The sequence below is a fragment of the Actinophytocola sediminis genome (genome assembly GCF_054779715.1).
The window spans coordinates 15,885-39,249 of record NZ_BAAGXS010000013.1; the positions used below are offsets into that span (position 1 = coordinate 15,885).

Sequence of the window (23,365 nt, forward strand, 5' to 3'; positions counted from 1 at the left end):
CGATGTGGCTGGCCGGTCCTCGTGACCGGCTGGTTCGAGCATCGCGGGTTGTCCGGCGATGCCCAAACGGTTGTCCACAGGGGCCTCAGCGCCGCTTGTTCTCCTGGATCGCGTTGATCACCTCGTCGTCCCAGCGGTGGCTGCGGATCAGCCGGTACCGCTCGCAGGCCACCGACATGTAGGCCTTCGCCTCGGTCTGGGTGTCGATCAGCGCAGCCTGGCGCAGCATGCGGATCACTGGCCGGAACTCCTCGTCATACCAACGGTGGGCCACTGTCGCCCGATCGAGGAATTCGCCTTCGTCCTGCATGAGTCGGAAGCCCCAGGCCTCGACGGTCTCGGCCAGTTCGCCGTAGTCCTCCGGCTCGGTCAGCATGATCGCTCTGCGGGCGTCGCCGGTCAGCGGGACGCGGTCGAGGAAGATCCGGCGGTAGTCCTTCACCAGCAGGTCGCCCGGGTATCGCACGCCGTCGGGGGACAGCCGGGTGAGCACCTCGGTGACATAGGCGTCGATGGTCTTCATGCCCTGCGCGTGCGCGACCGAGACCCGGTGGTGCCCGTCCAGCACGAAGTGCATGTCCCCGATCCGGTACACCTCGATCGGGGGAACGGACTCGCCCCGGCGCTGGGCCAGCGCCAGCCGCTGCCAGCGTTCCCGGACCTGTCCGGAGGTCGGGCGGAACCGGCGGTCGAACTCCCGGCCGCGGTCAACGCTGCCCACGATCGAGTCCAGCGGGATCACCTGCAGGCCGAGCCGCCGCTCGCCAGCGCGGCCGAGCGCGGCGACCACCTCGTCGAAGGGCAGCATGATGTTGACGTCGTCTGGCGCGCGCCGCATCCAGGCGGCCAGCCGCGACAGCACCTGCCGGCGGCGTGCCCGCAGGAAGTCGTTCTCCGCGTCCGCCGCGGGGAATCCGGTGTCACGGTTCATCGGTGCCGACCCTCCTCGGTAGCTCCAGGATCCGGTGTCCGACGGTGTTCAGGATGCGCGTGTCGCCGAGTTCCCGGTCGGGCACCGGCTGGCCGTGCGGGTGGATGTGACCGTGCACCATCAGCGCCGGGCGCAGCTTCTCGATCGTGGTGCGCAGGCAGGCGAACCCCCGGTGGGCCGGGTCGTCGCGGTCGCCGAGGTCGCGCGGCGGGGAGTGGGTGAGCAGCACGTCCACCCCACGGCCGTCGCGCCACCGGCGACGGGTCGCGGCCCTGGTCAGCCTGCCAGCGCGGCGGGCCTGCTGGCGCTCGGTCCACTGGTTGGGGCCGCCGTTGTAGCGGATGGAGCCGCCGAGCCCGGCGATCCGCACGCCGGCGACGTCCACCACCCGACCGTCGGCGTTCACCCATCCGGTGGGGCCGGGGTAGGTGACGGGCAGCCCGGCCCGCAGCGACAGGCCGCGGGTGTCGGTGTAGCCGGACAGGTCGGCGTCGTGGTTGCCTGGTACGAACACGCACGGTCGGTTCAACGCGTCGGCCAGGTGTTCCAGGTAGTCGAACGGCAGGTCACCGGCGGCCAGCACCAGGTCGACGTCTCCCGCGCGCCGGTGGACCCAGTCGGTCAACAGCGAGTCGACCACCTCGTCGGAGACGGTGAGCACCCTGGGCATACCGCCAGGGTACGACCGGCGGAAATGTGCGGATGCAAGCGCATACACCCCGGACTAGTGCCCTACCGGCATGCAGTGATTACCCTCAGAAACACTGTCGGGGATCCATAAGGGAGCGCGGACACGAATGGTGGGCCAGACGAGCGACTCCAGTGACTACTACGTCAGCGGTGGCGTCAACTGGGCGGGCTTCAGTCTCGCCGAGCTGGTGGCCATGGTGGCCGAACAGGCGAACCCGGCGCAGCTCGAGCGGCTCGCCCAGGACTGGCGATCGACCGGTGACGCCGTGGTCGACGCGGCCGACTACCTGGCCGAGGCGCTGGACGACCTGATGAACTACTGGACCGGCGAGTCGGCGAACAAGGCGAGAAGCGTGGTCGCGCTCAACGCCCAGTGGGTGTCCGACCTCGGCACCACCGCCCGCGAGATGGGCACGCCGATCGACGACGCGGCCGGGGCCCTGCAGGCGGCCCAGGCGGCGATGCCCGCGCTGCCGGTGACCCCGCCGCCGGAGCTGCCGGGCGCCGCGCCCGCCGGGGCGGCCGAGGCCGCCGCACTGACCGGCAGCCCGGTCGCCGCCGCGATCGGCGCGACCTCGGCCGGCTCGACCAGCGGGTTCGCCGCGCACGCCGAGCAGGCGGAGCTCAAACAGGTGGCGGTGGAGACCATGCAGCGCTTCGAGACGGCCGCGGTGGGCATCGACCGGACCACGCCGAGATTCCTCGGCCCGGACAGCGAGCTGCGCCCCGATCCGGACGGCGGGTTCGGGATCGACCCCGGCGAGGCCGTCTGGATCAGCACGGTGACCCAGACGACCGGCGTGGACATGCGGTGGCAGGTGCTCACCGGGATGACCGACCCGAGTTCCAGCGGGTCCTACCCCGGCGGCGGGCTCGGCGGTGGCGGTGGCGGCTTCGACCCGTTCACCGGCAGGAGTCTCGGCGGCACGTCGGCCGGCATCGGCGTCGGCGCGATGCCGACCGGGTCGGTCGGCGGCCGGACCGGGCAGGGCTCCGGTGGCCGGCCAGAGCTGGCGATGCCCGGCCGCGGCATGCCGACCGCGGCGTCGGGCGCGGTGATCGGCGGCGGCAACGCCGGCGGCGGTATGCCCTACGGCGGGCACATGGGCGGGGCGCCGATCGGCGCCGGTGCCGGTATGGGCACGGGCGGTCCGGAGCCGCATCGCAGACGGTTTCCCTTCGACGCCGACGACCCGTTCGACACGGGACAGAAGGCGTCGCCACCGGTCATCGGACTCTGATGGACCTCTGATGGACAAGGGGAAGCGGTAGATGGAGCAGGAGCAGCCGACGGTCCCGCCGCCGATGCCGGCGGCCGTGCCGGAGACGATCGCGGAGATCATGCCGGAAACCCTGGCGGAGCAGCCGCCACCGCCGATGCCGGAGACCATGGCGGTGGCGTCGCCGTCCTACGGCTGGGCGATCGACCCGCACAAGGTCAGGGAGTTCGGCGACGCGGTCATCCGCGCACGGTCCTTTTTGGACACCGTGCGGCTGAAGGTGGAGCGGATGCAGGGCGTGGACTTCACCCCGCAGCTGGGGATCAGTCCGGTCGGGCAACAGCTGGCGAAGAAGTTCGACGACCGTCTCAACTCGACGGTCGGGCTGCGGGGCATGCTCGAGGAGGCCATGCGCCGGATGCAGGACTTCGTGGCGAGCGCGGAGGCGGCCGCCCGGTCCTACGAGGAGATGGACGAGGAGGCGCGGGCCACCTACAAGGGCATCGTGCCGGACGTGGCCGGGGTGCTGGGGGAGGTGGTCGCGACCCTGACGACCAGCGGCCCGACCGGCTACGGCGATGACAACCCCTACGACGACCACGGCAGCTACGGCCATCACCACGACCACGACGATCATGACGACGACCACGACGATCACGACGACGACCACGATGGTCACGGCGACGACCACCACGACGACAACGAAGACGACAACGAAGACCACAACGGCGAGAACGACGCCGACAACGAGAGCGGCGACGACGGCCAAGGTGACTCCGGCGGTGGCGACCCCGGTGGCGATGACAACAGTGGCCAAGACGGCGACAACGGCCATGGCGGCGACAACGCGGACGGCGGTGGTCCCGGCGACGGTGGCGGTCCTGGCGATCCCGGTGGCGATGGCGGCCCCGGTGGCGATGGCCAGGATGACGGCAAAGGTGACGGCAAAGGTGACGGTGGCGACCGGGGCGAAGGCGGTCCCGACGACCAGGATCCCGGTGGCGATCCCGGTGCCGATCCCGGTGGTGAGGACGCCGGTCGCGGCGGAGACCACGATCGCGGCGATGCTCCCGACAACCAGGATCGCGACGATCGCGACCGTGGCGATCATGCCGGTGACGGTCACGACAGTGGTGACGGTCGAGGCAGCGATGGTCCTGCTGGTGGCGCGGGCGATGCCGCTGGCGATACCGACCCCGGCGGCGATCACCGCGCTGATGACGAGCGCGCCAGCACTGACCGCGAGACCACTGACCCCGCCGTCGACCCCGCAGTCGACCCCGCAGTCGACCCCGCCGTCGATCGTGCCGGCGGCACCCCTGATGGCAGCACCCCTGATGGCGGCGACCAACAACCCGGACACCACCGCGCCGAACCCGCCCCGGCGGCCGGCGAACCGGCCATCTTCCCGCCCCCGTTACCCCAACCGTCTCGATGATCAGCAGCACCCGATCTGCCGTCGCCGTCACCGTGGCGGAGGTGGATCTGTTGTGTACGGCCGCGAACTCCACCCCGCCCTACCCACTGCGCATTCCCGCCACCGGCACCACCGTCACCGAGCGCCGTGCCGTCCTGCGCGCCGCCGGTGAACAGCTCGCCGCCCGCGGCCTGGCCGACGAACGCGGCCCCCTCGGCGTCGCCGAGGCGTTCGCCTACCTCCTCCAGGACTGCACCCTCGTCCTCGACCTGCTGCTCGCCGACGGCGCCGACGTCCTCGGCGGCGTCCTGCTCGCCCGCCGCGACCTTGCCGTGCTCGTCACCCAACAACTGACCGGCGACCACGCCGTCCACCTCGCCGAGCTACCCCTCGACGACGCCGTGGACGACCTGCTCGCCATCGTGCCCATCCACGACGCCGCCCGCACCGCCCCGTTCTCCTTACCCGCCAACACTTTCCGCCGCATCCACGCCGAGCTCCGGGCCCGGCGGCAGCTCACCGCGACCGAATGGGACGAACTGCTCGCCGCCAACGGCGTCACCGACCGGCTGGCCCGCCGCCTGGTCACCCACCTGCAACCGGTACGCGGCAACGGCCAGGTCGGCCTGGCCACCCGCGGCGGCAACGCCAACGAATGGCGTCGCGTCGGCGACGAACTCCGTTGGCTGGACACCGAACTCGGCCGCTACCAACTCCTCGCCGCCGAGGACGACGGCTGGCTGAGCGTCAATCCGATGCATCCGGCCGACCTGTCCAACGGCCTGCGCCGAATGGCCGGGGCACTTCGCACCTGAACATTTGCCGCTGGAAATTCACCGCGATTTGGGCGAGATTAGAGCAAAGGGCTCTCCCTAACCAGCGGTTCGGTCCGATACCGTGGATGGTCGGAATCGATCATCATGGGGAGCTGGGCGTGGGCACGTTCGAGCAGTTCGTCCAGCGAGCGCTGGAGGCACGGGACCGAGCCGTGCAAGCGGCCCAGGCGGCCGAACAGGAGCGTCGCCGCCGCCGCGAGGAGACCGACATCTACGTCAACGGCGGCGTGAACTGGAACGGCTACGGGCTCGAGCCGCTGATCAAAATGGTCGCCGAACGGGCCAATCCCGCACAGCTCGACGCGTTGGCCGGCGAGTGGAGCCGCCACGGCCAGTCCGTCGTGCGCACCTCTGAGGACCTGCGCCGCTCGCTCACCACCCTGATGCAGTTCTGGTCGGGCAACGCGTCCGACCTCGCCCTGCAACGGGTCACCAACAACGTCACCTGGATCTCCGAACTCGGCAGCACCGCCCAGCAGATGTCGGTCCCCATCCAGGACGCCGCGGGCGCGCTCACCTCCGCGCAGGACACCATGCCCGGCATGCCGAAGAACAACTGGCTCGGCTCCGCCGGCGGCGGCGCGGCGGCCGGGTTCATGGTCGGCGGCCCGATCGGGGCCGCGTTCGGCGCCGCACTCGGCGGCATCGCCAGCGCGTTCGGTTTCGGCAGCAGCAAGAAGAAGCTCAAGCGCAAGGCCGTGCAGACCATGCAGCGCTACGAGGGCGCCCTGCTCGGCATCGACCAGTCGACCCCCCGCTTCGGCCTGCCGACCGACGGCGTCAACCCCGGCACCGGCCCGAATCCCAACCCCGGCACCGGAATCGACCGGCCGCCGGGCGCGGTCTCACCGCCAGGGGTCGGCGGCAGCCTGCTGCCCCGGCCGGGCGGGCAGACCGATCTGGACTACGGCGCGACCGACCCCGCCTTCGCCGGGTCGCCGGAAGGCCGCTGGCAGTCGCTGACCGGTCTCGGGCCCAACCCGATCGGCGGCGGCGGCGCGACCAGCGGGCTCGGCGGCGGCGGTGGCCTCAGCGGGTTCGGCGGCTCCCTCGGCGCGCTGCCACCGGGTGCCATGAGCGGCGCCCGGCCCGGTGCGCTGGCCGGCGCCGGTGCCCGTGGCGGTCTCGGCGCGGGCGCCCGCGGTGGCGTCGGCGGCGTTCCGCCGGGGATGGCGGGCGGCCGAGGCGGCGGCGACAAGGACTACCGGGGACGCGGCCGGTTCAACCGGGGCGGCGGGTTCGGCATGGGTGGTGTGCCAGGCGGTCGGAGCGAGGAGGAGCGCGACGGCGAGCACCGCAGGCGGGTGCCGATCGAGGACGACCCGTTCGCCACCGACCTGAAGGCCGCACCGCCCGTCATCGGGCTCTGAGAGGGGAAAGCCACATGTACGTCGACAATCCAGGGGCCGGTGGCGCCGGCGGCGGATGGGCGGTCGATCCGGAGCGGGTGCGGGAGTTCGCCGGCGCGGTCGAGGCGGTCCGCGCCGACCTGATGGCGATCACCCGTGAGGTCGAGGACCTGTCCACGCCGGACTACGCGCCGATGCTCGGCACCAGCCCGGTCGGCCAGGAGATGGCCGACAAGTTCGCCGACCGGATGGGCAGCGACCACGGGCTGCGCGGCCAGTTGACCGTCGCGTTGCGACACATGGAGGAGTTCGTCGCCAGCGCCGAGCTGTCCGCGGCGCAGTACCTGCAGACCGACCAGGACAACGCCGCCGGACTGAGGTTCCAGTAGTGGCGTCCACACTCGACCTCGGCGAGTTGCTGCTGCCGGTCGAGATCGACCTGCTGTGTGCCTTCGCCGAGGTGGAGGCGCCCTTCCCGCTGGAGATCCCGCAGTCGGGCACCTCGGAGATCGAGCGCCGGCACCGGTTCCGCGAGGCCCGCGAGCAGCTGACCGACCGTGGCCTTGCCGACGAGAACGGACCGCTCGGCGTCGCCGAGGACTTCGTGTTCCTCATCCGCTCCAGTACCGGTGCCCTCGACCTCTCGCTGTCCACGGAGAAGGGCGGCATGGCCGCGGTCGTGCTGACCCACCGCGACGAGTCGCTGCTGGTCACCCAGCAGCTCAGCGACCCGGAGGGGATCGTCCGGATGAAGGCGGCCACCCTCGACGACGCGGTCGCCGGCCTGATGCGGCTGGTGCCGCGGCTGGACCCGCCGATGACCGCGCCGTTCAGCCTGCCCCGGCGCGCGCTGGAGGACGCGTTCACCGCGATGATGGCCGAACTGCCAGCCGACGGCGGCGCCCCCCGGCAGCTGACCGGGCAGGAGCTCGACGACCTGCTGCGCTCGCACGGCATCGACGACCGGGTCGCGCGCCGGATGGTCTCCTCGCTGCAACCGGTGCTCGGCAACGGCCAGGCCGGCAACGCCCGCCGCGACGACTCCGAGGACCAGTGGCACCGCGTCGGCGAGGAGCTGAGCTGGCTGGACACCGAGCGCGGCCGGTTCCGGCTCGTCGGCGACGACACCTGGATGAGCGTGAACCCGTTGCCCCGCGAGGACATCAACGCCGAACTCCGCCGGATGGCGGCCCGCACCCGCTGACGCCCCGAATGAGGCATTGGCGACGTTCAACGTCCCGAATGGGGCATTCAGGGCTTACAGCTGGTCGGCGGGGTCCCGGCGTTGGCGGCGGACGGTGTGCACGATGAACAGCGTCAGCAGCAACAGGCCGAGCCCGCCCGCCGAGCCGACGATCGCCACCTGCATCGGCGCCCAGTCCTTCTCGTAGGGCGGCGGCATCTCGAACGGGATGTCGATCGCCTTGTCCTTGGGCACGACGCCGCCCTCGCCGGGGATCGTCGTGGTCAGCGCGGCGACCGGGTCGATCATGCCGTAGCCGATCTCGATGTTGTGCCCGCCGGGCGCGCCGGGGTGCGCCGCGGTCGCCCGGATGCGCTCCATGACCTGCTGGGCGGTCAACGGGGTGCCCAGCTTCTCGAACCGCTCCCGGACCAGCGCGGCGAGCCCGGCGACGTAGGGCGCGGCGAAGCTCGTGCCCTGGATCGGGCTCGCCTGGCCGTTGGCCGACGCGGTCACGTTGACCAGGCTGTCCCGGTCGCCGGGGTTGAGCGAGATGATGTCGGTGCCGGGCGCGGCCACGCTCACCCACGGCCCGTGCATGGAGAAGTCGGCGGCGTCCCCTGCCTGGTCCACCGCGGCGACCGACAGCACGTACTCGGAGAACCACGGCGGGGTGACGATGAACTTCGGGTTGTCCGGGTCGGCGTTGTTCTGGTCCTTGCAGTCCGGCCCCGGCACGTTGCCGGCCGAGGAGACCACGACCACGTCCTTGTCCTCGACCGCGTAGCGCAGCGCCCGCTGCAGCTCACGCTCGTCGGACCTGATCGGCCCGTTGATGCGGGCGTCGTCGGCCGCGCGGCAGGTGTCCACCGACATGTTGATCACGTCGACGCCCTGGTTCGCCGCACTGACGACCGCCTTGGCGAGCGTGACCAGGCTGCCCGCCCGCTCCCTCGGCGGCTCCTGGGACCCCTCCGGCGGCTTGAACTCGAAGAACTCGCTCGACTGGCGGATGCTCAGGATCTTGGCGTTGGGGGCGATGCCCTGGAAGCCGAAGTTCGCCGGCGCCTTGGCCGCGATGATCCCGGCCACCTGCGTGCCGTGGCCGTCGCAGTCACTCAGGCCGTCGCCGCCGTCCTGCACGTAGTCGCCGCCGCTGACCAGCCGGTTGCCGAGGAAGTCGTGGGCGTTCACCCCGGTGTCGATCACCGCGACGGTCTGGCCGTCGCCGGTGGCGAACTGGCTCAGGTCCTGGAACCGCAACACGTCCTGGCCCCAGGCCTTGTCCTGCAGTTCGACCGGCCCGTCAAGAGAGGTCACGCAGGTCTTGTCGGTGACCTGCGTGTACTCCTTGTCCGGTTTGCCGTTGTCGTCGGGCACCGACCGGTCGCCACCGAGCGGCGGCGGGGTCGGGCCGGCACCGGTGTCCTCGGCCGGCTGCGCACTCGCCAGCGGCGCGGCCGGCACCAGCACCGTCAGCAGCGCGGCCGCGACCAGCCGGGCGGTGATCGAGCGCCGAGTCATCAGCTGGCGGGGATGATGTTGGCGTGGCGCAGGACGCTGTAGAGGTTCATCACGGCCAGCGCCAGCGGCAGCAGCACGGCGATACAGATCGCCTCGATGATCTCCACCGTGCGCCGCAGCGGCGGGGAGAAGCGCTGCTCGGGGAAGATCACGCCGAACACCAGCGCGGCCGCTGCGATCAGCACCAGCGAGCCGAACACCCACAGCAGCCGGTCGAAGGTGTCCGCGCCGATCATCCAGCCGACCAGGATGCCGGCCGCGGACAGCATGCCGGTGGCCAGCAGCGCGATCGCCTGGCTGCCGTTGGCGTAGGTACGCGCCCGCAGCAGCAGCACCAGGGTGGCCGCGATGGCCATCGCGATGGCCCAGAAGTCGGCCTTGCTGGCGGTGATGATCGCCGAGATGGCGGTCGCCACCCCACAGCCGATGATCATGCCGGTCATGTACTCGTGCGCCAGGCCGGCGCGCCGCTCGATGGAGCGGTAGTCCGGGAAGCCGGTGTCCTCCTTGAGGTCCTCGGCACTGCCCGGCACGTTCGGCAGCGGCAGTCTGGCCAGCTGGATGGTCAGCCTCGGCAGTACCGACAGCCCGGCGAGCGCGACCGCCGCGGTGCCGGCGGCGATGCCCGGCGCCGGGTGCGCGATCAGCGTGGCGATGGCGAAGGCGATGACGCCGATCGCCGCGGCCGTGCCGGCGGCGACGAACGTGGTCACCCCGGCGCCGATCAGCATGATCGACGCCGACGCCACGATCAGCACCAGCGCGCTGGCCAGCAGCAGGCTCGCCCGCCCGGTGGCGCCGGGGACGATGTAGAGCCCGGAGACGAAGGCCATCGGTAACCCGCCGGCCGCCGCGATCAGCACCCCGGCGGTCCGCGCGTCGTAGCCGCGGGCGATCACCGCGCCGAGCGCGACCGTGACGATGGCCGCCGCACCGGCGGCGATCGCGGCGCCGATGTGCGAGCCGCCGAACAGCGGGCCGGTCATCAGCACCGTGAGCGCGGCCAGGACCAGCGCGATCGCCCCGGCGATGTAGCCGATGCGGTTGGCGGTCTGCTTGGTCCACGGGCGGTAGCTGTCCGGCGAGGACTCCGCGATGGCGTCCACCACGTCGTCGTACAGCGGCGGCGGCGGGTTCTCCGCCCGCTTGCGCAGCTGCAGCAGCTCGCCGTCGACGACGCCGAGCGAGGCCAGCGTCCTGCTCGGGTCGAGCGGGTTGTCGCCGAGCTTGGCCAGACACCAGCCGCCGTGCCGCGCGCCGCCGTCGGGAGTGGCCTCCTTGGCCATCTCCAGCAGCATCGGCAGCAGGTCCGCCACTGCCACACCGGCGGGCAGCGCGACGTCGATCCGTGTTCTCGGCGCCACCACCGTCACCCGGCTGAACACCGTCGTCCCGGTTGCCACGGCCCGGCCCCCTTACTGTCCGCGTCTGTCGATATCCACCCCTTGCTGTCCGGGGCGGCCCCTAGTATGGCCGTACCGGTTCCCGAGTGTGAGTGGGTTCCGCAACATAGACGGTCGGCACGTTCGAGACGATTCGACACGACTTCGATATGACGGGGGCTTGGAGACGGTGAGCACGCTTCAGTTCAAGCGATCACCTCGACTGGCGGCGCCGCGCCAGCCGGGCGGCGAGGTACACCTCGAGCCGCCACCGGAGGTGCCCCGCGTCATCCCGGGCAACATCCTGATGAAGCTCATGCCGGTCGTGATGGTGGTCGCGATGCTCGGCATGATGGCGCTGATGTTCACCGCCGGTGGCGCCGTCGGCCGCAACCCGGTGACCTTGCTGTTCCCCATGATGATGATGTTCTCGATGGTCGGCATGATGGGCCAGAACCGCGGCGGCGGCCCGAAGAAGGCCGAGATGAACGAGGACCGCAAGGACTACCTGCGCTACCTCGGCCAGATGCGCGACCGCGCCCGGGAGGCCTCCCTCGACCAGCGCTCCGCGCTCGAGTGGGTGCACCCCGACCCGCAGGCACTGTGGTCGATCGCCACCAGCCGCCGGATGTGGGAGCGCCGCCAGTCCGACCCCGACTTCTGCCACCTGCGGGCCGGCCGGGGCTCCCAGCGCCTGGCCACCCGGCTGGTGCCGCCGCAGACCGGCCCGGTCGACGAGCTGGAGCCGATCGCCACGTTGGCGCTGCGCCGGTTCGTCCGCGCGCACTCGATCGTGCCGGAGCTGCCCATCCAGATCGCCATCCGCGGGTTCGCCGCGGTCGGCCTGTCCGGCGACCGGGAGCTGACCCGCGGCCTGGCCCGCACGCTGATCTCCCAGCTGGTGACCTTCCACACGCCCGACGACGTGCTGGTCGCCGTGGTCACCGCCGGCCGGGCCAAGGAGGAGTGGGAGTGGGCCAAGTGGCTGCCCCACGCCCAGCACCCGTCGATGGTCGACGGCATCGGCCAGCTGCGGATGATGGCCGGCTCGCTGGCCCAGGTGGAGGCCTGGCTCGACGAGGAGCTGCGCGACCGGCAGCGGTTCACCCGCAACGCCCCGCCCCAGCCGGACCAGCCGCAGGTGCTGATCATCATCGACGACGGTGAGGTCACCCGCGAGGAGCAGATCATCCTGGAGGAGGGTCTGGTCGGCGTCACGCTGATGGACCTGTCCGACAGCCTCGGCAACCTCACCGCCCGCCGCGGCCTGCGCCTGGTGGTCGAGCCGGACCGGCTCGGCGCGCGCAGCGCCAGCGGCGTCGAGTGGTTCGCCAAGCCGGACACGATGACCGTGGCCGAGGCCGAGGCACTGGCCCGCAAGCTCTCGCCCTACCGCCTCGGTGCGGCCGCGAACGACGACGGCGGCGACGAGCCGCTGCTGTCCAACCCGACGCTGCTCGAGCTGCTCAGCATCCCCGGCGACCCGATGACCTTCGACGTGCAGCAGGCCTGGCGTCCCCGGCCGGTCCGCGACCGCTACCGGGTGCCGTTCGGCGTCGGCGAGCACGGCCAGGCCGTCGAGCTGGACATCAAGGAAGCCGCGATGGAGGGCATGGGCCCGCACGGCCTGTGCATCGGCGCCACCGGTTCCGGTAAGTCGGAGTTCCTGCGCACGCTGGTGCTCGGCATGCTGGCCACCCACTCGTCGACCACGCTCAACTTCGTCCTGGTCGACTTCAAGGGTGGTGCGACCTTCCTCGGGTTGGACTCCGCGCCGCACGTCGCCGCGACCATCACCAACCTGCAGGACCAGCTGACCCTGGTCGACCGCATGAAGGACGCGCTGGCCGGGGAGATGAACCGGCGCCAGGAGGCGCTCAAGACCGGCGGCAACTTCAAGAACGTCTGGGAGTACGAGAAGGCGCGGGAGAACGGCGCCGACCTCGACCCGCTGCCCGCCCTGTTCATCGTGGTCGACGAGTTCTCCGAGCTGCTGAGCGCGAAGCCGGACTTCATCGACCTGTTCGTCGCGATCGGCCGGCTGGGCCGGTCGCTGCAGATGCACATGCTGCTGGCCTCGCAGCGCCTGGAGGAGGGCAAGCTGCGCGGCCTTGACTCGCACCTGTCCTACCGGATCGGGCTGAAGACCTTCTCCGCGGCCGAGTCCCGCGCGGCCATCGGCGTGCCGGACGCGTTCGAGCTGCCGTCGATCCCTGGCTCCGGCTACCTGAAGTTCGACACCTCGACCATGGTCCGGTTCAAGGCGTCCTACGTCTCCGGCCCGTACCGCCCGGCCGGCATCCAGAACGTCGGCCCGGCCGCGCCGATCTCCGGCGACCGGCGCGCGAAGCTGTTCGTGCCGGACTACGTGGAGATCCCGAAGGAGCCGGAGAAGCCGGTCGAGGCGCCCAAGGAGGCGCCGAAGCCGGAGAGCAACAACCCGACCGAGCCGAGCGAGCTGGACGTCATCGTCAGCAGGCTGATCGGCCAGGGACCGCCGGCACACGAGGTGTGGCTGCCGCCGCTGGAGACGCCGAACTCGCTGGACACCCTGCTGCCGCCGCTGCAGCCGACCGAGGACCGGGGCCTCTCGCCGGTCGGCTTCTTCGGCAACGGCCGCCTGCAGCCGCCGCTCGGCCTGATCGACAAGCCCTACGAGCAGCGCCGTGACCTGCTGTGGGCCGACTTCTCCGGGGCCGCTGGGCACGCCGCGGTCGCCGGCGGCCCGCAGTCGGGCAAGTCGATGCTGCTGCGCACGCTGGTGATGTCGATGGCGATCACGCACACCGCCGAGGAGGTGCAGTTCTTCTGCATCGACCTCGGTGGTGGCACGCTCACCACCCTGCAGGGCCTGCCGCACGTCGGTGGCGTGGCCGGCCGGCTCGACCCGGACAAGGTCCGCCGGATGATCGCCGAGGTCAACGGCCTGCTCTCGGCGCGCGAGCAGCTGTTCCGGGACAAGGCCATCGACTCGATGACCGACTTCCGCAACCGCAAGCGGCGCGGCGAGCTCACCGAGGACCCGTTCGGCGACGTGTTCCTGCTGGTGGACGGCTGGCTGAACTTCCGCCAGGAGTTCGAGTCCATCGAGATGCAGGTGGTCAACCTGGCCGCCCAGGGCCTGTCCTTCGGCATCCACGTCGTGGTGTCGGCCAACCGGTGGGCCGAGATCCGTCCCGCGCTCAAGGACCTGCTCGGCACCCGGTTCGAGCTGCGTCTCGGTGATGCCAGCGAGTCCGAGGTGGACCGCAGGGTGGCGGTCAACGTGCCGGCCCAGCCCGGTCGCGGACTGTCGCGGGACAAGCTGCACTTCCTCGTCGGCCTGCCCCGGATCGACGGGTCGAGCAACGACCAGGACGTCGCCGCCGGTGTGCAGGACGCGGTCGCCAAGCTCAACGGCGCCTGGCGCGGGCGGCACGCGCCGAAGGTCCGGATGCTGCCCGAACTGCTGCCCTACGAGGACCTGCTCGCCCAGGACCCCCACCGCGGCACCAAGCTGGTGCCCATCGGCGTGGACGAGAACGCGCTCGCCCCGGTGTACCTGGACTTCGACGCCGACCCGCACTTCATGGCGTTCATGGACGGCGAGTCCGGCAAGACCAACCTGCTGCGCACGATCGTGCGCGGCATCACCGAGCGGTACACGCCCAAGCAGGCCGTGATCATCCTGGTGGACTACCGGCGGACCATGCTCGGCTTCGTCGAGTCCGACCACCTGCTGAGCTACGCGGTGTCGTCCAACCAGCTCGGCGGGATCATCGGCGACGTGCGCAAGTCGATGGTCAAGCGGCTGCCCGGCCCGGACGTCACCCAGGAGCAGCTGAAGAACCGCTCCTGGTGGAAGGGCCCTGAGCTGTTCGTCATCGTCGACGACTACGACCTGGTCGCGCCGGGTGGCGGTGGCACCAACCCGATCCAGCCGCTCGGGGAGTTCCTGCCGCAGGCCAAGGACGTCGGCCTGCACGTGATCGCCATGCGGCGCACCGGTGGCGCGTCCAGGGCGATGTTCGACCCGGTCATCGGCAAGCTCAAGGAGATCGCCTCGCCCGGCCTGATCGGCAACGGCAGCCGGGACGAGGGCGCGCTGCTCGGCAAGATTCGACCGTCGGCGATGCCGGCCGGTCGCGGTACGTTGATCAGCCGGAAGGCTGGTGAGCAGCTGATCCAGGTGGCGTGGATCCAGCCGGAGTAACCGGACCGGACGGCGGGGGCATGGCGTGACGTTGCGCGTGGCGGTCGATTTCGGCACCTCGAGTACCTGTGTCGCGGCCTCCGTGCGCGGTCGCGAGGCGCAGGTGGTCGCCGTCGACGGGCACCCACTGATGTCCTCCTCGGTTTACGCGGCCGCGGACGGCACGTTGTTCGTCGGCCAGGAGGCCGACCGGCAGGCCGCGGTCGACCCGTCCCGCTACGAGCCACACCCCAAGCGCCGGATCGACGAGACCGAGCTGCTGCTCGGCGCCTCGGTCGTGCTGGTGCGCGACGTGATCCGGGCGGTGCTCGCCCGCGCGGTCGCCGAGGCCCGCCGGGTGGCCGGCGGCCTGGCGGTCGACCAGCTGGTGCTCACCCACCCGGCCGACTGGGGCGGCATCCGCACCCAGACGCTGCGCCGGGCCGCGGTCGGCCTGGCCGGCCGCATCGTGCTGGTGCCCGAGCCGGTGGCCGCCGCGGTGTTCCACGCGGCGAGCTTCCCGTCGGGTCGCCGTCCCGGCCCGCCGCCCGCGCTCGCGGTGCTCGACCTCGGCGGCGGCACGATGGACGTCAGCGTGGTGCGCTCGCTGCGCGCCGGGTCGCCGGGGTTCCAGGTGCTGGCCACCCACGGCGACCCCACCTTCGGCGGCGCGGATGTGGACCAGCTGCTGCTCGACCACGTCGGCTCGGTGGTGGCCAGTACCGACGAGGCGGCCTGGCGCGGCCTGATCGAGGGCCGGGAGCTGCCGGACCGAAGACGTCGGCGGGTGATCCACCAGGACGTGCGCGGGGCGAAGGAGACGCTGTCGCGGCACACCTACACCGACATCCCGATGCCGCCGCCGTTCGCGGACGCGCACATCACCAGGGACGACCTGGAGCGGTTGATCACCAAGCACATCGACCGGGCGGCCGAGCTCACCGTGGCCACGATCCGCGAGGCCGGCCTCACCCCCGCCGGGCTCACCGGCATCTTCCTGGTCGGCGGATCGAGCCGGATCCCGCTGGTGTCCCGGCTGGTGCACCAGCGCACCGGCGTCGTGCCGACCTCTCTTGACCAGCCGGAGACCGTGGTCGCCAGGGGCGCGCTGCGGGCCGTGGTCGGCGGCGTGGAGGGCACCGGCCCGCTGGCCGGCGAGGACCTGACCGTGCCCGACCAGCGTGGCCCTCGCCGCCCAGGGCCGCCGGTGCCCCGGTTGCCGGTTCCCCGCACCCCGACGCAGACCGGCGGCCTGCCCGTGCTGCCGCCGCCCCCGATCTTCCCCCCGCCGCCGGTCCGCCGGAACAACAACCGGCTGCTGCTGTTCGGCGCGGGTGGCGCGGTCGCCGTGGTGCTCGCGGTGGTGCTGGTGGTCGCGCTCGGCGGCGGCGATACCGGCACGGAAGGCGGGCCGGCCTCGTCGACGCCGGCGCGGCCGAGCCGGGTGATCGCCCAGTACGAGTACCAGTTCGCGCTGCCGGAGGGCTGGCTGCAGACCGGCTCGGACCAGCAGCGGCTGCGCACCGAGCTCAAGCCGACCGGCCGGGAGGCCGGCGACGACCGGTTGCTGGTGGAGGAGGTCCGGCTGTCCTTCGACAGCACGGCCGACCGCCCGCGCGCGGTGAGCCAGTTGCGTGCCAAGTTCGAGCAGGCGGGCGAGACGTACGCGGACTTCGACGACCGCGCGTCCTTCGCCGGCCGGGAGGTGATCAGCTACCGGGAGCGGCTGCCCGAGGCCACAGTGGACTGGTACGTCGTGTTCGACGGCCAGACCCAGGTGAACATCGGCTGTCAGTACGCCGACGACAGCGCCGCGCGGTCAGCGGTCAGTACCGCCTGCGAAACAGTTGTCGCAACGTTGACCGTCACCGGGTAGGCACTCGCTACGCTCGACGTGGAGGTGCTTGATGACCGGGCAAGATGGCGGTTTTCGCGCGGCAGCGGCACGCTTCTCGGCCGAGGTCGAGGCCGCGCTCACGCGGGCCCGCCGAGCGGCGAGTGCGGCCAGGGCGCAGTCGGCCGAGTTCCGTTCCGGCAACCGCGAGCTGGCCGAGCAGGCGAAAACGGGACGGCTGCGCGGAGTTCACCGCGACCAGGTGGCGCCGACCACGCAGGAGACCCGCGACGAGGCGGCGAAGTTCAGGCAGGCCAACGAGTTGGCCGTCGAGGAACTGCCGGACGCCGGCACGCTGATCGACCGCCTGCCCGCCGCCGAGCCGGTCGCGGAGCCAGAGGACGACGACTTCTCCCAACACGCGCTGCTGCTCGACGTGGACGAGCGGGCCGAGCCGGCGGCCACCGACGGCGCCGCCGAGAAGCGTCCCGACGACGGGTCGACCGACCGCCGGGACGACGACCGGCGTGTCGCGGACGCGCCGGATTCGGCCGGGATCGCGCCATCGGCGGCGGCAACGGCTCGCCAGGACACCGACGACGAGGACTTTTCGCAACAGCGAATCCTGCTTGACGTGACTGACGAAACCTACCGGCCGGCTGCCTTTCCGGACTCGGTCCTCGGGCTCTCCGACGAACAAAACCGCAGCTAGAGCTTCATTTTCCGAGATTGCTTCGGCAAATGTCGTTGTGCGGCATGAAATCGCCACCACCCGCGTGTCCAATCGAAACGAACGCCCGGTTCCCACGTGCAACGTTCACTGTCGCAACGACCTCCGAAGAGGTGGCGACAACGTGGAACCGGACGTGGCAGGGTCTACGTCGCAGAAGGCGTACGAACCAAGACGCGTACGACCACAGACCCGAACGAAGGGGGTTAAGTCCCGATGGGTGACTTCAAGACTGGGACAGAGCAGCTCACCACGGCCGCGGACCAGATGGTCCAGACCAACGAGCTGCTTCAGGACAACGGCCGCAAGCTTGCGCAGGGTGTCGACTCGGTGCAGGGCGCCTGGTCCGGTGCCGCCGCCTCGGCGTTCACCAACCTGATGACGCAGTACCAGACCGACTTCAAGAACCTGAACGACGCGCTGTTCAACATCGCCGACCAGGTCACCGGTTCTGCGCGCGACTACGCCACGCAGGAAGAGACCGCTGCGTCCGACGTCTCGGCCATCATGGCGACGCTGGAAGACGGCTGATCGTTCAACCTCCCGAAGTCAAACGTTCGTCATCACATCTAGGAGTTAGGTCTCATGGGCGACATTAGGGTTACATTCGGCTCCCTGGAGGAGCTGGCAGGCACCATCAAGTCCCAGGTCAGCGCGATCGAGGGCAACCTGGACACGCTCGGCCAGCAGATCCGCAACCTTGAGCAGGACTGGGAAGGTGGCGCGTCGGGCGGCTTCCAGGACACCAAGAACAAGTGGTTCACCTCGGCTGACCACCTGCGCGCGGTCCTGGCCAAGATCGAGACCGCCGTGGTGCAGAGCACCGACGGCTACCGCGACACCGAGCAGCGCAACACCGCTCGCTGGGACGCCTGAGCCAGCAAGTCGAACAACGCGAGTGGGGCCCTGGAGAATTTCTCCGGGGCCCCACTCGCTGTTCGTGTCCGACCGCGTGCGGTCAGTCGTCTTTTCGGCTGTTGAATCCCGTCCAGAACCGGTCGACCGCGGCTTTTTCCGTGATTGCGGTCACGTCTTTACCCGTCGGTATCTCCGGGAAGTCGTCCTCGAGCACCTCGTCGAGAATCTCGTAGCCGATCTGGAGTTCCAGCGGTGTCGCGTCGCCGTCGGAGACCTTGCCGCGGATCTCGAAACCGGCGAACCGCATGTTCTCGTTGAGCTGGATGGTGACCGGCACCATCGACTTGCGCATCGGCTCGGTGATCTCGTCGAGCTTGTCCTCCGGGATGGCGATGAAGCCCTCGTCGATCATCAGGCCGAGCAGAGCGCCGGTGGTCACCTCGTAGCCGTCCTCGGTCGTCACCACCTCGCGGGGCTGCAGGTCCGGGGCCTCCAGCCGGGTCTGCGCGAGCGCGTTGTCCAGGTGGCAGGCCACCCACGCGGTCAGCAGGAAGCAGGTCTGGAACCCGTCCTGGTACAGCGTCGGCACCGACACCCACGGCGTCGGCGCCAGGTCCGCGTGCCGCTCGTCGAGCCGGACGTAGTCCAGCGGCGCGTCCGGCGGGTGCAGGATGGCCGACTGGTCCCCGTCCTCGTTCTGGCGGCGCAGCAGCAGGGTGATCGGTGGTTCGCCGAGCTTGTAGGACTCGTGCTCGGTGGTGACCTTGGTGTCGCCGTGGTTGAGGTAGTTGTAGACCCGCGCGTGCTCGTCCCCGAGCCCGGCGAAGTGCTCCTGGAACGCCTTGATCGCGGCATCGATGACGATCCGGTCGGCGGCGGCCCGGTTGGGCGTCGGCGCGCCATCGGTCGGTTGTGTGCAGCCGGCCAGCACGAACACCGTGAGCAGCCCGGCGGCAAGTCGTCGGATCACCATGACACCCCTCCTGATCAGCCCGGCTGCACCGTAGCGTTCCCGCGTGTCTGAGCGGTACGAAGACCCGTGTGGAGACCCGTGCGGCGACCCGGTGGAGGGGGTGCTTTGACCCTGCTCGGAGACGCCGGGTATCTTTCTGTGTTGTTGCGCGGCGCGGGCTCGTGTCCGCTGACGCCCGCGCAGGCACCCAGACGAATGACGACGAGGTAGATCCGTGCGCACGTACAGCCCGAAGCCTGGCGAGGTGGACCGCACCTGGCATGTCATCGATGCCGAGGATGTGGTGCTTGGCCGGCTCGCCTCGAATGTCGCCACGTTGCTGCGCGGCAAGCACAAGCCGACGTTCGCGCCGCACGTCGACACTGGCGACTTCGTCGTCATCGTCAACGCGGACAAGGTTGTGTTGACCGGCAACAAGCGCGACCAGGCCTTTGCCTACCGGCACAGCGGTTACCCTGGCGGTCTGCGCAAGCAGTCCTTCGGTGAGCTGCTGGACTCCAGGCCGGAACGGCTGCTGGAGAAGGTCGTCAAGGGCATGCTGCCGAAGAACAAGCTCGGCCGCGCCCAGGGCAAGAAGCTCAAGGTGTACGCGGGTCCAGACCACCCGCATGCCGCCCAGCAGCCGAAGCCGTTCGAGATCGCCAAGGTCAGCCGGTAACACCGCCACCAGCACGAATTGAGGACCATTGACTACCCCTGAGACCAGCGTCGCCGAGCCGGCGGCCCAGCCCGCCACGCCGCGCGTGACCGGGGAGACCGCGCAGACCGTCGGTCGCCGCAAGGAGGCGGTCGTCCGCGTCCGCCTGGTCGCGGGCACCGGCCAGTTCGTGCTCAACGGCAAGACGCTCGAGGAGTACTTCCCGAACAAGGTGCACCAGCAGCTCATCCGTGAGCCGCTGGTCATCCTGGAGAAGCCGGAAGCCTTCGACATCCGCGCGAACCTCAAGGGCGGCGGCATCACCGGCCAGGCCGGTGCGCTTCGCCTGGCGATCGCCCGCGCGCTGATCGAGATCGACAGCGACGACCGCCCCGCGCTGAAGAAGGCCGGCTTCCTCACTCGTGACCCCCGGGTCAAGGAGCGCAAGAAGTACGGCCTGAAGAAGGCCCGCAAGGCGCCGCAGTACAGCAAGCGCTGATCTCCCGGCAAGAGCTGGTGTGGGTCACGCCGTAGCCATGCGGTGAACGCCACGACCGGTGCGGACGACGCATCGGTCGTGGCGTTCACTGTTTTCTCGCCTTGGAGGTTCCCCCAACGATGGCGCGCCTGTTCGGTACCGACGGAGTTCGCGGACTCGCCAACGGCGATCTGGGCCCTGAGCTGGCCATGTCCGTCGCGGCGGCGGCCGCACGGGTACTGGCCGCGCACGACAGCAGCCACCGGCCGGTGGCGGTCGTCGGCCGTGACCCCCGGGCCAGTGGGGAGATGTTGCAGGCGGCCGTGGCCGCCGGGCTGACCTCGGCGGGCGCGGACGTGATGCAGCTCGGGGTGCTGCCGACCCCCGCGGTCGCGCACCTGGTCGGCGAGCTGAACGCCGACCTCGGCGTGATGATCTCCGCGTCGCACAACCCGATGCCGGACAACGGCATCAAGCTCTTCGCCGAGGGCGGGCACAAGCTGCCGGACACGCTCGAGGACGAGATCGAGGCCACCATCGCCGGCACGGCCGGCGCCGGGTTCACCCGCCCGACCGGCGCGGGTGTCGGCCGGGTCTACGACATCTCCGACGCGCTGGACCGCTATCTCGCGCACCTGCTCAAGGCCGTGCCCAACCGGCTGGAGGGCATCCGGGTGGTGGTCGACTGCGCCAACGGCGCCGCCTGGGCCGCCGCGCCCCAGGTCTACCGCGAGGCCGGGGCCGAGGTCATCGCCGTGCACGCGCTGCCGGACGGGGAGAACATCAACGACGGCTGCGGCTCGACCCACCTGGACGGCCTGCGCGAGCTGGTGCTCGCCGAGCGGGCCGACCTCGGCATCGCGCACGACGGCGACGCCGACCGGTGCCTGGCGGTGGACGCCGACGGCGAGGTGGTCGACGGCGACCAGATCATGGCGGTACTGGCGATCGCCATGCACGAGGCTGGCGAACTCGCCGAGGACACGCTGGTCGCGACCGTGATGAGCAACCTCGGCCTGCACCTGGCCATGCGGGCGAACGGGATCGCGCTGCGCACCACCGCGGTCGGCGACCGGTACGTGCTGGCGGAGCTGCGGTCGGGGAACCTCTCGCTCGGTGGCGAGCAGTCCGGGCACCTGGTGCTGCCGGCCCACGCCACCACCGGCGACGGTCTGCTCACTGCGATGCGGCTGATGGCGCGGATCGCGGACACCAAGCGGTCGCTCGCCGACCTGGCCGGGGTGATGACCCGGCTGCCGCAGGTGCTGGTGAACGTGCGGGTCGCCGACAAGGCCGCGGTCGCGACCTCGGCGCGGGTCAGCGAGGCGGTAGCCGAGGTCGAGGCCACTCTCGGTGACACCGGTCGGGTGCTGTTGCGCCCGTCCGGGACCGAGCAACTCGTCCGGGTGATGGTGGAGGCACCGTCGCATGCGGAGGCCGAGGCTGCGGCCCAACGGCTGGTGGGCGTAGTCTCTGCGGCGGGCTGACCTACAGTGCCGGCGAGCGTACGATCCGTGGCCGCGCACGCGTGACCGAGGGAGCGCCGGGAGCACATGGCTGAGGGCCTCGAATACGACCCGGAGATCGTCCACGCCTCCGTCGAGGTGTTGCGGACCCCGAGTGCCAGGGTGTCGGATTTCGGTGAGTCGTGGGCTCGGCACGGCACCGCCTTCCGGCTCTACCTCGCCGCCGTGGTCGAGGACCTGACCCACCTGCCGACCACCCTGGACGCGATCGGCGCGGCCGACACCACCGCCCTGCGCGACCTGCCACCACCAGAGCCGACTCCCGCCCCGGCGGCCGAGTCGCCTGCCGAGCCGACCGCCGAGTCAGCTGCGGAGTCGACTCCCGAGTCGACTCCCGAGTCGGGCGCTGAGCCGGTCCCCGACTCGGAAGCCGAGCCGGCCAGTGCGTCGGGCGTCGAGTCCGATGTCGAGTCGCCAGCATCGGACGCCGAGCCAACGTCCGAATCGGACACCGAGCAGACCTCCGAGCAGACCCCCGAGCAGACCCCCGAGCCGGCAGCCGTCGAGGTTCCCGCCGACGACGCCTGGGCGATCGTCGGCGAGCCACTGGACGAGCGGGTCGCCGCGGTGGCCGAGCTCGAGCTGGACCTCGACCCGGACCCGGCGGCCAAACGCGCGGAGCTGCGCGGCCTGCACTGGGGCCGGATCGGCGAGGACGTCGCCCGGCTGGCCGAACTGGCCACCGTGGTCGACGACATCGTCGGCCGCATCGCGCACGACTCCGCCGCCGCGACGCTCACCACCTACGCCACCGCGGTCCGCGCGGCCGCCACCGGCCTGCGATCGGCACTGGCCGCCACGCACGACCGGTACCGCACCTACCGCGACCAGACTCTCGACACCCACCTGAGCCTCGACGACCAGGCCCTCACCAGGGAACAGGTCGACGCCTGGTACCGCGCGACCGACGACCTGAAGTCCGATGTGGACGAACTGCTCGCGGCGGCACTGGTCACCCTGCGCACCATCGCCGAGGCCACCCCGTTCACCGCCGACCGCCAACTCGTCGCCACCGGCCGCCAGCTCGTGGTGCTCGGCGGCGGCGTCGACCACCTCACGGTCACCGTCGCCGACGGGACCGGCCCGGCCACCTCCTACGACCTGGACTTCGACGCGGCCAGCGGCCTGACCGCCGAACCGGCCGCACCCGCTGGCCAGGCCGACGAGCGCGTTCCGGCCGGCACCAACGGAAAGTGCGTGTTCGCGCACGGTGCGGTCACCATCACCGCCGAGCGCTCCCTGTTCGACGCCACCACCATCACCCTGACCCTGGACAACGGCGTCGACCAGCCGACCATCCACACCGTGGCGGTGCCGACCGCGCCGGCCGAACCGGCCGAGGTGGTGGTCCCCGAGCAGGCGGGCGCCTCGGACGAGACGGCCGCCGCCGGCATCGGCTGGAGCGTGCACGGCGACCTGTTCGACTCCCGCGATCCCGTGCACAGCGTGCACGGCGTGCTCGTCCTGGACGATCTCGGGAGTCGGTGACCGGCCCCGGGGGTTTGGGTAAGCAAATACCTGGTGCGGGCACGTCCCGTGGCCACGGATAGGTACATTCTGGGTGTGGATGAAACGGCACCGGCCGTCGTTTCGGCGCGTCGAAGAGGGCGTCGCGCACCTAGTGCC

At 71.0% G+C, this 23,365-nt stretch carries 20 protein-coding genes; 15 read left to right on the plus strand and 5 right to left on the minus strand.

Translation table 11 applies throughout. From position 1 onward, the window contains the following. Positions 1 to 85: 85 nt before the first annotated feature. Positions 86 to 931 carry a chromosome partitioning protein ParB gene (locus ACYVIP_RS08030; RefSeq protein ID WP_460393678.1) on the minus strand — a complete coding sequence of 282 codons (846 nt, stop codon included), beginning with the start codon at positions 929 to 931 and terminating at the stop codon, positions 86 to 88. Next, positions 921 to 1,601: a metallophosphoesterase family protein gene (locus ACYVIP_RS08035; RefSeq protein WP_460393680.1), complete on the minus strand. Its 681-nt coding sequence runs from the start codon at positions 1,599 to 1,601 to the stop codon at positions 921 to 923. Before ACYVIP_RS08035 ends, ACYVIP_RS08030 begins: the two co-directional genes overlap by 11 nt. 127 nt (positions 1,602 to 1,728) lie before the next feature. Here ACYVIP_RS08035 and ACYVIP_RS08040 point away from each other — a divergent pair, with 127 nt between their 5' ends. From ACYVIP_RS08040 to ACYVIP_RS08065, 6 genes are all read left to right on the plus strand, one after another. Then, positions 1,729 to 2,862, plus strand: coding sequence for a WXG100 family type VII secretion target (locus ACYVIP_RS08040; RefSeq protein WP_460393682.1), 1,134 nt, complete (start codon positions 1,729 to 1,731; stop codon positions 2,860 to 2,862). A gap of 31 nt (positions 2,863 to 2,893) precedes the next feature. Then, positions 2,894 to 4,279: a hypothetical protein gene (locus ACYVIP_RS08045; RefSeq protein WP_460393684.1), complete on the plus strand. Its 1,386-nt coding sequence runs from the start codon at positions 2,894 to 2,896 to the stop codon at positions 4,277 to 4,279. A gap of 41 nt (positions 4,280 to 4,320) precedes the next feature. Beyond that, positions 4,321 to 5,073 carry an ESX secretion-associated protein EspG gene (locus tag ACYVIP_RS08050; protein ID WP_460393686.1) on the plus strand — a complete coding sequence of 251 codons (753 nt, stop codon included), beginning with the start codon at positions 4,321 to 4,323 and terminating at the stop codon, positions 5,071 to 5,073. 119 nt (positions 5,074 to 5,192) lie between these two features. Further along, entirely contained in the window at positions 5,193 to 6,464 is a 1,272-nt protein-coding gene (locus tag ACYVIP_RS08055; RefSeq protein ID WP_460393688.1) for a WXG100 family type VII secretion target, read from the plus strand. A 14-nt stretch (positions 6,465 to 6,478) separates the two neighbouring features. Further along, positions 6,479 to 6,832 (plus strand): hypothetical protein, encoded by a 354-nt coding sequence (locus ACYVIP_RS08060; RefSeq protein ID WP_460393690.1) that lies wholly within the window; start codon positions 6,479 to 6,481, stop codon positions 6,830 to 6,832. Then, a complete protein-coding gene (locus ACYVIP_RS08065; protein WP_460393692.1) occupies positions 6,832 to 7,647 on the plus strand; it encodes an ESX secretion-associated protein EspG in 816 nt (271 codons plus the stop codon). The genes ACYVIP_RS08060 and ACYVIP_RS08065 overlap by 1 nt, the downstream gene beginning before the upstream one ends. Before the next feature lie 54 nt (positions 7,648 to 7,701). Here ACYVIP_RS08065 and mycP read toward each other — a convergent pair whose 3' ends face one another. Further along, positions 7,702 to 9,150: a type VII secretion-associated serine protease mycosin gene (gene mycP, locus ACYVIP_RS08070; protein WP_460393694.1), complete on the minus strand. Its 1,449-nt coding sequence runs from the start codon at positions 9,148 to 9,150 to the stop codon at positions 7,702 to 7,704. Next, positions 9,150 to 10,553, minus strand: coding sequence for a type VII secretion integral membrane protein EccD (eccD, locus tag ACYVIP_RS08075; RefSeq protein ID WP_460393696.1), 1,404 nt, complete (start codon positions 10,551 to 10,553; stop codon positions 9,150 to 9,152). The genes mycP and eccD overlap by 1 nt, the downstream gene beginning before the upstream one ends. Positions 10,554 to 10,722: 169 nt before the next feature. Between eccD and eccCa the strand changes: the two genes are divergently transcribed. The 5 genes from eccCa (at position 10,723) to ACYVIP_RS08100 (ending at position 18,143) form a co-directional block, all read left to right on the plus strand. Then, positions 10,723 to 14,724 carry a type VII secretion protein EccCa gene (gene eccCa, locus ACYVIP_RS08080; protein WP_460393698.1) on the plus strand — a complete coding sequence of 1,334 codons (4,002 nt, stop codon included), beginning with the start codon at positions 10,723 to 10,725 and terminating at the stop codon, positions 14,722 to 14,724. A gap of 25 nt (positions 14,725 to 14,749) precedes the next feature. After that, complete coding sequence (locus ACYVIP_RS08085; RefSeq protein ID WP_460393700.1) at positions 14,750 to 16,579, plus strand: type VII secretion-associated protein; 1,830 nt, start codon at positions 14,750 to 14,752, stop codon at positions 16,577 to 16,579. 31 nt (positions 16,580 to 16,610) lie between these two features. Further along, on the plus strand, positions 16,611 to 17,249 hold the full coding sequence (locus ACYVIP_RS08090; protein ID WP_460393702.1) for a hypothetical protein: 639 nt from the start codon (positions 16,611 to 16,613) through the stop codon (positions 17,247 to 17,249). A 234-nt stretch (positions 17,250 to 17,483) separates the two neighbouring features. Continuing rightward, the gene (locus tag ACYVIP_RS08095; protein WP_460393704.1) at positions 17,484 to 17,798 is read left to right on the plus strand and encodes a WXG100 family type VII secretion target; all 315 of its coding nucleotides are present in this window, start codon (positions 17,484 to 17,486) and stop codon (positions 17,796 to 17,798) included. Between the two features lie 54 nt (positions 17,799 to 17,852). After that, positions 17,853 to 18,143: a WXG100 family type VII secretion target gene (locus ACYVIP_RS08100; protein WP_460393706.1), complete on the plus strand. Its 291-nt coding sequence runs from the start codon at positions 17,853 to 17,855 to the stop codon at positions 18,141 to 18,143. Between the two features lie 82 nt (positions 18,144 to 18,225). Here ACYVIP_RS08100 and ACYVIP_RS08105 read toward each other — a convergent pair whose 3' ends face one another. After that, positions 18,226 to 19,098, minus strand: a complete 873-nt coding sequence (locus tag ACYVIP_RS08105) for a hypothetical protein (protein ID WP_460393708.1) — start codon at positions 19,096 to 19,098, stop codon at positions 18,226 to 18,228. Positions 19,099 to 19,312: 214 nt separating this feature from the next. Here ACYVIP_RS08105 and rplM point away from each other — a divergent pair, with 214 nt between their 5' ends. The 4 genes from rplM to ACYVIP_RS08125 all read left to right on the plus strand — a co-directional run bounded on the left by rplM (position 19,313) and on the right by ACYVIP_RS08125 (position 23,227). Next, the gene (gene rplM / locus ACYVIP_RS08110; RefSeq protein WP_460393710.1) at positions 19,313 to 19,756 is read left to right on the plus strand and encodes a 50S ribosomal protein L13; all 444 of its coding nucleotides are present in this window, start codon (positions 19,313 to 19,315) and stop codon (positions 19,754 to 19,756) included. A gap of 28 nt (positions 19,757 to 19,784) precedes the next feature. Further along, the gene (gene rpsI, locus ACYVIP_RS08115; RefSeq protein ID WP_460393712.1) at positions 19,785 to 20,234 is read left to right on the plus strand and encodes a 30S ribosomal protein S9; all 450 of its coding nucleotides are present in this window, start codon (positions 19,785 to 19,787) and stop codon (positions 20,232 to 20,234) included. 119 nt (positions 20,235 to 20,353) lie between these two features. Next, positions 20,354 to 21,700, plus strand: coding sequence for a phosphoglucosamine mutase (glmM, locus tag ACYVIP_RS08120; protein WP_460393714.1), 1,347 nt, complete (start codon positions 20,354 to 20,356; stop codon positions 21,698 to 21,700). A 66-nt stretch (positions 21,701 to 21,766) separates the two neighbouring features. Continuing rightward, positions 21,767 to 23,227: a hypothetical protein gene (locus tag ACYVIP_RS08125; protein WP_460393716.1), complete on the plus strand. Its 1,461-nt coding sequence runs from the start codon at positions 21,767 to 21,769 to the stop codon at positions 23,225 to 23,227. Positions 23,228 to 23,365: the final 138 nt, after the last annotated feature.